The organism is Wolbachia endosymbiont (group A) of Cydia splendana (assembly GCF_947179475.1).
In the GTDB taxonomy this organism is placed as follows: Bacteria; Pseudomonadota; Alphaproteobacteria; order Rickettsiales; family Anaplasmataceae; genus Wolbachia; species Wolbachia pipientis.
The window spans coordinates 23,158-36,298 of record NZ_CAMXBP010000002.1 but is presented as its reverse complement, the minus strand read 5'-3'; the positions used below and the strand labels follow the sequence as shown (position 1 = coordinate 36,298).

The window sequence follows — 13,141 nt, the reverse complement described above, 5'->3', positions numbered from 1 at the left end:
ACCTCATACAAAATTAGCAGCCACTTTCGTTTTCCTGTTTCTCAAATACACTAATATGCTCACTATTGCTGCAGGAGTAATGCCTTGTATTTGCTTTGCAATGCCAATCGTCGCTGGTTTTATCGTCTGCAACTTTTCTATTACTTCACTTGACAGGCCTTTAACTTGTGAATAGTTAAAATCAATTGGAATTTGAGTGTTAATTTCCTCTCGTAAAAACTTCATATCCGCTTCTTGTCTTATTAGATAAGGTTTGTATTTTGCTTCAATTTCAACCGCTTCACATATTTCATTCTTAGTTATGCTACCCATTGCGGTGCCATCCCAGCGCGTGATGCTGCTTAACTCCGGCCATATTTCTTGTAATTTATTCCAGTCGATGTTTGGATAGCTAAGTAAATCTAGTGCCGTTTTTCTTATCCCATCATAAGATATTTTGATACCATAAGACCTAAGCTGCTCAGGAGTAATCGTCAGACTCCCTAACTTCTCTTCAAGCTGCTTAATGGATTCAAGTTTATTCTGTAAAACAGAGTATCTCTCATGCGAAACAAGGGAAATATCATAACCTTTTTGTGTTAATCTTCTATCTGCATTGTCTGACCTGATAGCTAGCCTATATTCTGCACGTGAGGTAAATAATCTATAAGGTTCGATCACCCCTTTGGTGACTAGATCATCTATCATTACGCCGATATATGAGTCTGTGCGATGAAGAACAAAGCTTTCTTTTTTTTCAGATGCAGAGAGTGCTGCATTAATTCCGGCAATAATTCCTTGCCCTGCTGCTTCTTCATATCCAGTAGTGCCATTAATTTGGCCAGCAAAATATAGGCCTTTAATTTTCTTAGTTTCAAGAGTATGGCTTAGTTCTCGTGGATCAATATAGTCATACTCAACTGCATATCCAGGTCTTAGTATTTCTGCATTTTCAAGTCCCTTGATACTCTTTATCATTTCACACTGCACTTCAATAGGCAATGAATTTGAAATTCCGTTCGGGTATATAGTATCATCATTCAAGCCCTCTGGTTCTAAAAATATTTGATGACTACTTTTTTCTGCGAATTTTTTAACCTTAGTTTCAATGGATGGGCAGTATCTTGGTGCTATAATATCATCCAAATACGAAGAAGCTGACCTGTGCAGATTCTCTCTAATTATTTTATGCGTGTTTTCATTAGTATGGGTAATAAAGCATGATACCTGAGGTTGGTTAATTTTTTCTGTGAGATAAGAAAACGGCACAGGTGGATTATCACCCACTTGTTCTTGCAATATTGACCAGTTTATAGTGCCACGATCAAGCCTTGGCGGAGTTCCGGTGCGCAATCTACCTAATTTAAAATTATATTTCTTCAACGTATTTGCAAGTTCTACTGCAGGCTTATCTCCCATTCTCCCTGAAGGAGTTACCTGCTCTCCTATATGAATTACACCTTGCAGGAAAGTTCCCGTAGTTAAAACAACTTTACCTGTTAGTATATGTTCCCCTGAGCTTGTTATTACAGCTTTAATGCACAATTCTCCATTGTTATTACTCTCTATAAGGAAATCGTCAACCGACTCTTCTTTTACCGTCAAATTGTTGTAATTTAGAATAATTTCCTGTATTGCTTGCTTGTACAATTTTCGGTCTGCCTGTGCACGTGGTCCCCACACCGCCGCACCTCTGCTGCTATTTAAAATGACTGAGTGTATACTTGCTTGATCGATTGCTCTTCCCATTATTCCATCAAGAGCGTCAACTTCCCTGACTACAACGCCCTTTGCAACTCCTCCGATTGCTGGATTGCAGGACATTTCCCCTATAGTTGAAATTTTATGAGTTATAAGCAGCGTGTTTGCACCAAGGCGAGCTGCAGCAGCAGCAGCTTCGCACCCTGCATGACCACCACCTACTACTACTACATCATATTTATGCATGCCTTCTTGAGTAGTTCTTACTCTACTAATATTCTAACTATTAGCGGTTAATGTCAAATCTTGTTATTCCAATGTTGCACACTGGAATAACAGAAACCTTTTTGGTTAGCTTAAACGTCCTGCTTTTTTGAAGAAAAACACTCAACTATAGGAGAGATGATGTATTCATTTACTTTTTCAGCAGCAGATAGTGTAGCTATGGCTGCAAAGACCCCTGCAATTGGTGCTATGGCTCCTATTACAGCACCTGCTAAAGCTGCAGAGCCCATTCCAAGCATTGCGCCAGGAAAAATAGCAGTTGCGGCTGCAGCAAGGCCAACTCCAATTGCAGCACTTGCAACGCAGAAACAAGCAAGCATGAAAAGATCTGTTTTGGAGAATTCTCCTATTTTTACATCATTGTATATCAAATATGCAGCGAATAATATTGAAGGAACGGCAGCAACAATTCCACCTATAACCAAAGGTGACAAAGCTGTAAAACTCAATCCCAAACCTGTCAATGCTCCTATTACTGATACTGCACCTAAAAGTATTAAATCTCCTTTATCCATACAACCTCCATAATAAATTGATATATTACCATTTGTTCATATTTCTGTAAAGTAGAAAACTTTAGTGGGGCGAGCGACCAGGATCGAACTGGCGACATTCAGTACCACAAACTGACGCTCTACCAACTGAGCTACGCCCGCCAAGGTATAAAATTTCTAACATAAGAGCGCAAATAGTCAATTGATTATTTAACTCTCCTTTTGCAGAGGGTTTTAAGTTTAGCCAATAAATATTTTCATTGATACTTTTACCATTATAGTTAATTGTATTGACACTAATGAAGTAGTGGTATGTTTAAAAGTATTTTCACATTTAGTTTTTTTACGGCTATTTCAAGGATCTCAGGGTTAATAAGAGATGTATTGATTGCTACGGTTATTGGTGCAAACTCTCTTGCAGACATATTTTTTTCTTCGTTTCGCTTTGCCAATCTATTTCGAGCATTTTTTGCAGAAGGAGCGTTCACTACCTCATTCATACCGTTATATTCGACAGAATCATATGATAATAAAAAGGCATTTAATTTTGCAAGTAGTGTAATATCCATTACGTTTATCATCTTAGTAATTTTTTGCCTTATCATGCAAACTTTCTCCCCTTATATGATTCAAATTTTTGCTCCTGGATTTGACCAAAGTAAGTTTACCCTTACTGTTACTTTATCAAGAATTATGATGCCCTACATAATCTTTGTTTCAATTGCATCACTTATTGGTGGAATGCTGCAAGTAAAGCAGCATTTTGCTTCAACAGCTATTGCACCAATCGTTTTGAATCTCTGTTTAATCATCAGTTTGTTTGTGCCTTACGTAAAAACTCCAGCGCACAACCTTTCTATAGCTGTCCTTATAGGAGGAATTTTCCAGCTACTTTTGATACTATTTAGTGCATACAAGTTAAAGGCAGCTTTTTCTTTTAGCCTTGAATTAAGCAATGAAGTAAGGTTGTTTTTTAAGCGTGTGGTACCTGCAATTATCAACAATTGTGTAACTCAAATAAGCTTATGGATTGATACAATCATGGCGAGTTTTATACCAAATGCGGTGTCCTATATATATTATGCCGATAGACTAAATCAACTACCGCAGGGAATAATCGGTACTGCAATTGGTACAGTGCTTCTTCCTTTAATTTCAAAACAGGTGGATAATACTGAAAATATAGTCAAAATACAGAACAAGGCTCTCAACATAGGATTAATGTTAATTATGCCAACAACTGCTGCCTTTATCATTATTCCCGACATAATTTTACTTACGCTTTTTTCTTACGGCCGGTTTGATCATTATGCAGTGCAGCAAACTGTTCCTACTTTAATAGCATTTTCTCTTTCTTTACCTGCATTTATTATAAATAAAGTATTGCTACCTACATTTTTTGCTAAAGGCAATCTGAAAATACCAACCATATTTTCGCTAATGTGTCTTGGAATTAATGTAGTGCTAAACCTTTTGTTAATGAACGAGTATCAGCATACGGGGATTGCTATTGCTACTTCCGTTTCCACTTGGATAAACTCTATTCTATTAATTAGTTATTTAACAATAAATAAAATGTATAAGGTTAGCCAAGCGTTATTGTTAAATGTCATGAAAATTTTTGTAGCAACGGCAGTCATGTCAATAGCCCTTTATATTTTTAATTCTTTGTTGGCAGGATTATTTTTTGATAAAATGTTGGCTCGTATTGTTTATTTAACGACTTTAATAGCTTTGAGTGTTATTGTTTATTTTGGTATTCTCTATTTAATATTTAAGGGAAACTTTAAGCATGTGTAAATTATGAGACTTTCTTTATATGCTATATTATCAATCTCACTGCTATTAATTCTCATGCATGTTGCTGCAACTTTTAAGGATTGGAGTGGCTACAGGAAATATATCATAAAAGAGTTAGAGAAGACGTATGATGCTAAAGTGCATATTGGGGGAAAAATTAAAGTTTCGTTGATTACCCCAAAGCTCACTATTTATAATGTATACGTACAATACAACGAAAATAAAGAGCAAAAGTTGTCAGATTTAATTAGTGTAAGAAAAATTGAAATAAGGCCATCGTTCCTATCGTTGTTTTTATTTTCGTTGCAACCAAAGTCAATCACATTGTTTGGCATGAAAAGCAACAAAGAAAATTTACTTAATATTATAAATACAAACGCCAGTGGTAACACAGTCAATATAGTAATAAAAGACAGCCAAGTAAGTTTCAAGAATGATTTCGCTGATATTGTTAACATAAAGGAAGTTGCTGTAAAAAAAAATAAGCAGTTTTTTGGTAAAGTAAAGGTAGGTGATAATAATTACGATTTTTCAGGAAAGGTTAATATCACAAAAAGGAATGTACACATTAGTGTTGAATCAAATTTTGTAAATTTGCTATTTACAGGTAATAGAAATCAAGAAGAACTCCAGGGTAATTTAACATTAACAATTAATAACAGTTCCGGTTCTGTGAGTGATTTAGCAAAAATCATTAATCTTAGCTTTCTCTCTTGTCTTATTCCTAGCGAAAATATCAAGATATCATCCAATATAAGTCTTAATGAAAGTGAGTTTACGGCAACTGACTTAAAAATTGATTCCAAAAGCATGCAAGCCAGCGGTACAATACAAAATGATAGAAAAGGCAATCACACTAATTTCAATATTAGCTTCAGTAAAGTTGATTTAGATTCCATACAAAATGATTCACAAAGAACAATGAATATGAAGGATCTTCTGGAATGTTTTAGAGCAGTTGTGCCAAAGAACTTGAGCTTAAATTTTAATATGGAAGCTTCTAACATTCAATATCAAAACAAAATATTGGACAATTTCCGTGCTGTACTAAAATCCACTGATGGCAAAGTAAAAGTTAATACGCTTCTTAAATTTCCTGGAATCAATAATATATCTTACTTATCAGGAGAGATCTCAAACAATAATGTCCTATCTGAATTCAACGGCGATTTATTAGTCGAAGGAAATGATTTTGGGTCATTCATTTCATGTTTTTTCCCTTCTATAAAGATGAAAGAAAACCAGAAAAATCAATTTACACTAAGTTCTAAACTGCACCTTGCACCAAGAATATTATCTATCTCAGACATTAGACTGCTAAATAATAAGGAATCCTTGCAAGGGTCAATTAGAGTAAGCCATACAAAAAAACACAATGTGGTCAATGGTGAATTTAGCATGCATAATCTTGATGCAGATAAATATGATCATTCATTATTTAGCAGTTTACCTAAAATGCAATGGCTGAAAAATTTTCAGTATGATGCAAATATAAAGGCCCGTGTTAATAACCTTACATTGAATGATACGAAAATTAAAAATTTGGATTTTTTGCTGAAAATGGAAAAAGGTAAGCTAGTTGCAGATAAAATAAAACTATCTGGAGAAGATTTCGATATTACCGGTAATGCAAAAATATTAGCAGATCAAAAATACGCCAAACCTTTATTAGATGTTAACCTTACGGGCAGTAAATTTAATGGAAAAATTATTACATTACCAAATTTAGTAGAGACGAAAAGAAATTCAAGAAATGAGATAGATCAAATTCAATGGTCAACAAAGCAGCTTGATTTTTTGGATGACAAAGAAGGCTTTGATGCAAATGTGCAAATCAATACTGCAGAATTTAAAACCGAGCATAATGTTTTGAAAGATTTTAATTTGGATGCGGTAATGAGAAACAACACTATCACTATCAGGCAGGCAAGTTACGTATTAGAACGCGGGCAAGTGTTTTTTCAGGGTTATTTAAGATCAGACTCAATAAATACAAGGTTTTCTATTGTAAATTTGGACACTAAAAAGATTGGTAAGGTTATAGGAATTGACAATGTAAATGGTCAGGTAAGCTTAAATGGTGAAATCAAAACTCAAGGAAAAAGTTTTCATGATTGGGCTAGTAACTTATCAGGAGATATAAATTTACAAGCACAGGGAATAGAATTTACTAATGTGGATTTTAATTCATTTATCACTAATTTGTTAAGCAGTAAGAATAAGTCTGAAATTTCCACACTTGCTTATATTGATATATATAATGGTAAAACATTTTTTGAAAATATTAGCGGAAAAGCAAGTATTAAGAGTGGTATATGTTCAACTAGTTTACAGTTCGGGATTGATCAAGCATCAGGATCAATCTCTTCTAATTTAACCTTATCTAACTTCACTTTAAATTCTATATTCAGGTTCTTTTTCATATCACCAGGTTATAGTAATCCAATCTATATCGATATGCATTTGGATGGCCCTATTTGGCGTCCTAAGATGAGTTTTGATGTAGACCAAATCTTCACCGCTCTGGTTGGCAAGAAAAATAGTTGATTTACTTAGGCGTACGGTTTAGGGGACAATGAACTCATCTGAACGGATACAAACTTAACCTAACTCATCACCACCTGGCAGTGGTGGCAAGCCAAATGCTTCTCTCTTTTCGTTGAGCGTCATGAAGCTTGCGTTTTCTACGTATTTCCACAACTTTTGTCTTTTTTCCATGAGAATTTCTATTGCATCTTTGTCATACGACAAGCACAGATCTTCACCAAATTTTGGTGTTAGCCAAGAATTCAGGTGACAGATAATATTTTCTAGCGTTGGTAAAACCGTCTGCTCCCAGAGGGATAAGCGTGCTTCGACTAAATTACTATAAGTGTTATCACCTGGTATGCCAAGCAACTGCGGCGGAACGCCAAAAGCCAGGGCAATATCACGAGCTGAACTGTGTTTGGACTCAATGAAATCCATATCCCTCGGCGAAAGACTCATCTCCTTCCACTCCAAGCCTCCTTCAAGCAATATCGGTCTCCCAGCGTTTATAGAACCTGAATAATGATCATTTATCTGCACCTTTAAGCGTTGGTACTGCTCTTGACTTAAACTTCCACCACTTCCATCTTTTGCTGATTTTACAACTATTGCACCACTTGGTCTTGCCCCATTTTGCAACATCGCTTGATTCCAAGCACCCGCCTGATTATGTTGATCTATGCTATATGCAGCTGCCTCAATTGGTGATAACCCATACCAATCATTCAAAGGATTAAAGGTCTTTAAGTGCAACACTGCTGAACATCCAGTTAGTTTATCAACTTTAAAGTCATAACTGTTGTTATTTATGGTATAACGATAGATATAAGGAACGTTATTTCTCCCTGGAACAATTTCAACCCTATCTGGGCGCAGAAGATAAAGCTCTGTTGGTGGTTTTCTACTATTCTGTGACTCAATCATCAATATATAAGAATTGCCGTTAACTAACCGATAAGTTACAATCCCCTCAATAAATTCCGATTTTGATGTCATTGGATTAGGAGAATAAAGTAATTTCAGTAATGGATGGGCTTTTAATTGCGATTTTCCCTGTTCAGTAAGCCATACGCGTCAAGTTAAGGAAATAAAGGTATGAAAGAGATAGAATAATAAGGTATAAGTTCTCCCAGATATACTTTTAGTGAGAGAACCAATGAATAAAATAACTTGCTTATCAAAAAAGCTCAAAGAATTTTTTAATGAAAAAGCAGAGAAAATCTCAATTACAACAAGGTTTATAAAAAGAAAGAGAAAGCTAAAAGGTTCATCATTCGTAAAAGCCATGGTCTTGGGTAATATAGGAGTTGATAATTGTAGCGTAGAAACAATGTGTCAATTACTAAACGAGGACTCGATAGATATAACAAAACAAGGTTTGGATTTTAGATTTACTGAAGAAGCAGTGGAATTTATGAAAAGGATGTATAATGAATCTGTGATTCTCTTTAAAAATATCTTGCAAGTTGATTGCAAAATCTTACAGCAATTTAATAGTGTTAAATTATTGGACAGTAGCTATATTACTCTACCTAACAGTATGGAAGAGATGTATAAAGGTTATGGTACTAGCTACAGTGGCTATGAAAGCAATACTAAGTCTGGAATAAAGTTACAATTAGTTTTCGACTACATGAATCAGATAATAGACCAACTTAATTTAACGGAGGGGGTAAGATCAGACCAGGGATATAGGAAACATTTAAGTAATATATTAAGCAATGATTTGCTAATATCTGATCTCGGTTATTTTGTGCCAAGTTCTTTTAAACAAATCAATGAAATAGGAGCTTATTTCATAAGTCGTTATAAATCCGATACCAACATATATGATGTAGAAACAAATCAAAAAATGGAGTTATTAGAATGTTTAGAGGATAAGTTATTTTTAGAAAACGAGGTATTGTTAGGAAAAGAAGCAAAAATTAGAGTAAGAATTATATGTCAGAAACTAACTGAAGAACAGTCTATGGCCAGAAGAAGGAAAGCTAATAGATTAGCAAGATCGCAGGGATATACATCCTCTAAAAGAAATCAAAAATTGTTGAACTGGTCAATATTTATAACTAATGTTCCAGAAAATAAAATTAGTGCTGAGCAAGTATTAACGATTTACAGAGTAAGGTGGCAAATTGAGTTATTATTTAAATTGTATAAAAGCCATATCAGGCTTGATAAGCTAAAAGGAAAGCCATGCAGAGTATTATGTGAACTATATGCTAAATTGTGCGCAATTCTTATATTTCACGGCATAGTTGGTTGCACAGAAGTGAAAAAGAATACAGAACTTAGCTTAACAAAGGCATTTATTGAGCTAAAAAGGCGGGTTAGAGAGTTATTTTTAGTATTAACCAAAATTAATAGTTTAAAAGCATTTCTTAAAAAACTCACTATAACTTGGTCGCGATTTTCATTAAAAGACAAACGTAGAAGGGCTAGAGTATCCACTTTAACCTCTCTAAATTTGCTCACAATCTCTTAACTTGACGCGTATGGAAGGTAAAACAAACAATGCGTTACTGAAAGCAGTGGTAAGAGCCCACCTATGGAAACGTCAGCTAGAAGAGGGAAAATATGCAAGCGTAGGAGAGCTAAGTGCCAAAATTAATATAGGTACAAGACGTATACAACAAATTTTAAGGTTAAATTATTTAGCACCAAAGATCAAAGAAGACATAGTAAATGGGAGGCAGCCAAAGGGTTTGAAGTTAGTTGAATTGAGGGAAATACCAATGCTGTGGAGTGAGCAGATGAAGAAATTTTGCAAATTAGCGATTTAAAAATCACACGATTAATACTTTACTAATACAAATTAGCTACATAAGAGATACAAAGAAAAAAATAATATGAGAAAACTAATTACCAGAAAAACTAATGAAGCAGATATAACCTATGAGTTGCCATTTGATCAAGATCAGTTAACAAGCAAAGATAAAAAGGAGCTTTTTAAGCTATTAAAAAGGATACAAGAGGGTAAAAGTATCAGTGAAAAAATTAGTAAATCCTTTCATGATACACGAAAGATTCCGTGGATACTAATAGTTGATATATATGAACGTAGAAGAGACGTATTCACACTATTACATTATGCTAGATTTTGCAAGAATAAGCAAGCTGAGAATGATCTTTTAGAAGAAGCTAAAAAACATGGGCTTTTTAAGGAGTTTAATCGTACGAAAATAGTCTCGGACTACTTAGGAAGTCATGGAGAATTAATACGTACATATAGTACTGTTAAAGATGGTGTAGTAAGGGTAGAAGGTTTTGAGCCTTGGGATGATAAGGAAGTGATGAATCCAAATATGACAAGTGACAAAGAAGAAAAAAACTCGTTAATAGAAACTATTATGGAAGGATCAGTGGCTTATAATATTTCAGAAGATATTGAAGAAGTTTCGGATAAGAATAAAGAAAATTTTTATGGAGAACAACAAGAAGAAACCGCAGAAACTGGCACTCAGCCGTGCAAGAAGATTAATAATGGTGAAGATTATGAAAGGAATGAAGAAAATCAAGGGAATTTCGCTAACTCAGGAAGAACGGTGGTAAAAGAGCTGAATGCTTTAAGAATCTTTTCTTCTAACCCTTGTGTTAACGATAAATCTTTCAAAATTGCAGATGAAGAATCATCAACAAAAGCAATGCAACGGAGAGCGATTCTGACTGGTGCCGTTGGGGTGGTGCTACTGGTAAGTGGTATTGTATCACATATTATGAAAATGCCTACTATAGGAACAGTTGGAGTGATTGCTGGATTGGCATGCATAAGCTTTGCGTTGTACAGTACCCTAGAACCGAGTACAAAGCTAGAGAAGGTAGAAGAGCTCTTCCGATCCAACGCAAGAGAACATTCCTAAAAAACACAGATATTAAAATAATTTCCTAAGAAATACTTCTAATTTACTAACCAAGTACTAAACCTGCTGCTATTTTCCTCAAGGCAATCCATCAACTTAATAGGTATATTGTTTACACTACTCATCTTCGTAGTCAGGATATTGTGGAGGAGCCTCTCCTTGCTTTTTAGTAACTTTTGGATATCTTGTTCCAGCTTCTGCTTCAATAATGCCACAACATTCTACTAAAAATTCCCAATTATCGCCATAATCAAAAAGAAAAATCATTTTTTTATCTGGCTCAAAAACCTTGTAGATATAAGAATTTTTGACGCTTTTTTCATTAGGCATAAACTATAATCAGTATTATAAAATAAAGTGTATACTTCATTACTTTCATAAATATCGTTTATGTTACTATAAAAACCAAATTAATGATCTAACTCAAAACTAAAGACCTTTATGATAGTTTCTGCAAATTTATAAAGACAGCTTTCAATTCCATCTCACGGTAGATTTTTTTGTCTAGAGAAACTTTAAATAAGTATACTTTCTTTTTCTTATCCACTTAATTTATCTTTAACTTACATTAAATTAACCAATAGCAAAAAAACAACACAAGTCAAACATAACCTTACCCACATATCTTACCCTATTCGGACTATTAGGAGAAATGCTATACTTTAGAAAAAGCTTAACTGAACTTTCATTCGTTCTGACAACACATACTTACTTTTAATGACCGATGATATGGTCGTTGCTGGAAATAGGCGTTCTTAGGCCTTGAAGATGACTGTTTACTTTCGGCAAATCGTCTAAATCATGCTCTATTTTTTGTGTTTCCATCTCAAATTTAAATCCCAATTTTTCACAGAATTTTTGAAAGTATTCTCTAATAATAGAGAGCAAGTTTCTATCTCCTTCTTTATAATTTTTTAATTCCTTGGGAACAGTGAGTGATAATTTACCGTCTTTATAGGTTACACCATCTTTTCCATCTTGAGACTCAAGTGTAAATTCCAGTGAGGTGGATAGACCACATATTTTTTCCCCTGGATTATCAAATTTGATTACAGGTATTTCCATATCAGACTTTACTCTTATGTTATTATGGTCAGTGTAATCAATATTCATTACTTTGTCAGGGTCTTGCGTTGTTAATCGATAATTGCTAAGTGCAGAGTGATATTCAATAAATATACCTGCTAAGTATCCTGCTTGATTACAATTAGTAACTAGTTCTTCTAAGATAGGGGCACTAGGAACTTCTGCTTCAGCATATTTAAACATTTCCTTAAAAACTTCCTTTACAAATGGTCGGTAGTTCTTATTCTCATCTCCTACTTTGAGTAATAGATGCATATGCTCTCTTCCAGCATTGTAAAATCTCTCAAAATCTCTACCGTACGAATTGGTTTTCTGATAATCAGGAATTTCAGGATTTTCACAATGACTTTCCCACAATTCACTTAACGCGTTATATGCAAGTTCTTTTTCAAGATCCTTAAGGACTGAATTAACAAAAGCCCTGCCATGATCTTTATCTATTTCTCTTTGTTTTTTGCTTGCGGCTTCAGCGCTATATATATCATAACTATTAAAAAGGTTGCTTTTGCGATATTTCGCTCCTTCCATTAACACAGAGGTTAAAACTGTATCTATAATCTTTCCATTAATAACAAAGTTCATTCTTGGAAGATCGAAATACATTGTTTCACCAGAGTGTGCTGATTTATTGCTCTCGCCAGCCTTTAATTTACTAAAGCTAAATTCTTTAATTTTAACCTTCAACGTAACTATTGGATTTGCTTCTGTCATAGTCCGTACTTATTAAAGCCCCTAAACTTGATTATAACATAAGAACCATTAATAGATTATTAACAACACCTAAACGCAACAAAGGCCTTACACCATCTGTACAACAAATACGCAAAGACAATAGAACTTTATTATATTCTATCTATAATGATTCAAAATAGCAAGCCTCAAACTAGAAGCCTGCTACCACTTACTGGTTACTTTACATCAATCTTCTTGATGTGTTTCTCTGACTTAGGTATGGTTACATGTAATACTCCATCTGAAAAACTAGCAGATACTTTATCTCGCTCCACATTTACTGGAAGCTGAATAGACCTATAGAAAGAGCCATAGTACCTTTCTCGATGATAAAACTGCTTATCTTTTGACTCGTTATCACATGTCTTTTCACCCTTCACTATTAAGCTATCGCCAGATATACTAATATCTATGCTTTCTTTGGAAATACCTGGTAACTCTAATGAGAGGCAATAGCTTTCCTTTGTTTCATAAAAGTCACAAGCTGGTAATAGACTGTTGCTTCTTCTGGAAAGCTCTGGATTCCATCCTGTAAAGAAGCTATCAAATATGTCATCAACGGCCCTTTGTAACCCTCTTACACTAAAGTTATCACGGTTATTGTTTTTATTTGAATGAACTATATTACTCATGTTGTACCTCCTTTCACTAATATGTGCATTATGTAATCATTCCACT

At 34.4% G+C, this 13,141-nt stretch carries 9 protein-coding genes, 1 tRNA gene and 2 pseudogenes; 5 read left to right on the top strand and 7 right to left on the bottom strand.

Translation table 11 applies throughout. The features are described 5' to 3' along the window. Positions 1-3 precede the first annotated feature (3 nt). From mnmG to OM961_RS05820, 3 genes are all read right to left on the bottom strand, one after another. Positions 4-1,926 (bottom strand): tRNA uridine-5-carboxymethylaminomethyl(34) synthesis enzyme MnmG, encoded by a 1,923-nt coding sequence (mnmG, locus tag OM961_RS05830; RefSeq protein WP_264339611.1) that lies wholly within the window; start codon positions 1,924-1,926, stop codon positions 4-6. A gap of 110 nt (positions 1,927-2,036) precedes the next feature. Then, positions 2,037-2,480 (bottom strand): hypothetical protein, encoded by a 444-nt coding sequence (locus tag OM961_RS05825; protein WP_264339610.1) that lies wholly within the window; start codon positions 2,478-2,480, stop codon positions 2,037-2,039. 65 nt (positions 2,481-2,545) lie between these two features. Further along, positions 2,546-2,621: transfer RNA gene (locus OM961_RS05820), tRNA-His, on the bottom strand. A 150-nt stretch (positions 2,622-2,771) separates the two neighbouring features. Between OM961_RS05820 and murJ the strand changes: the two genes are divergently transcribed. After that, positions 2,772-4,259, top strand: a complete 1,488-nt coding sequence (murJ, locus tag OM961_RS05815) for a murein biosynthesis integral membrane protein MurJ (protein WP_264339609.1) — start codon at positions 2,772-2,774, stop codon at positions 4,257-4,259. Between the two features lie 3 nt (positions 4,260-4,262). Further along, a complete protein-coding gene (locus tag OM961_RS05810; RefSeq protein ID WP_264339608.1) occupies positions 4,263-6,806 on the top strand; it encodes an AsmA-like C-terminal region-containing protein in 2,544 nt (847 codons plus the stop codon). 54 nt (positions 6,807-6,860) lie between these two features. Here OM961_RS05810 and OM961_RS05805 read toward each other — a convergent pair. After that, positions 6,861-7,853: pseudogene (locus OM961_RS05805) on the bottom strand (phage portal protein); the annotation flags it as partial. A 91-nt stretch (positions 7,854-7,944) separates the two neighbouring features. On the opposite strand from OM961_RS05805, the gene OM961_RS05800 reads away from it, so the two are divergent. The 3 genes and pseudogenes from OM961_RS05800 to OM961_RS05790 all read left to right on the top strand — a co-directional run bounded on the left by OM961_RS05800 (position 7,945) and on the right by OM961_RS05790 (position 10,645). Continuing rightward, positions 7,945-9,270: an IS4 family transposase gene (locus tag OM961_RS05800; RefSeq protein ID WP_264339118.1), complete on the top strand. Its 1,326-nt coding sequence runs from the start codon at positions 7,945-7,947 to the stop codon at positions 9,268-9,270. 13 nt (positions 9,271-9,283) lie between these two features. Beyond that, positions 9,284-9,568, top strand: a pseudogene (locus OM961_RS05795) (recombinase family protein); the annotation flags it as partial. A 66-nt stretch (positions 9,569-9,634) separates the two neighbouring features. After that, on the top strand, positions 9,635-10,645 hold the full coding sequence (locus OM961_RS05790) for a hypothetical protein (protein ID WP_264339565.1): 1,011 nt from the start codon (positions 9,635-9,637) through the stop codon (positions 10,643-10,645). Between the two features lie 117 nt (positions 10,646-10,762). Here the strand turns inward: OM961_RS05790 and OM961_RS05785 are convergent, their stop codons facing one another. The 3 genes from OM961_RS05785 to OM961_RS05775 form a co-directional block, all read right to left on the bottom strand. Then, positions 10,763-10,975: a plasmid pRiA4b ORF-3 family protein gene (locus OM961_RS05785; RefSeq protein WP_141456728.1), complete on the bottom strand. Its 213-nt coding sequence runs from the start codon at positions 10,973-10,975 to the stop codon at positions 10,763-10,765. Positions 10,976-11,359: 384 nt separating this feature from the next. Further along, complete coding sequence (locus tag OM961_RS05780; RefSeq protein WP_264339566.1) at positions 11,360-12,442, bottom strand: hypothetical protein; 1,083 nt, start codon at positions 12,440-12,442, stop codon at positions 11,360-11,362. A 197-nt stretch (positions 12,443-12,639) separates the two neighbouring features. Beyond that, positions 12,640-13,095: an Hsp20/alpha crystallin family protein gene (locus OM961_RS05775; RefSeq protein WP_141456730.1), complete on the bottom strand. Its 456-nt coding sequence runs from the start codon at positions 13,093-13,095 to the stop codon at positions 12,640-12,642. Positions 13,096-13,141 lie beyond the last annotated feature (46 nt).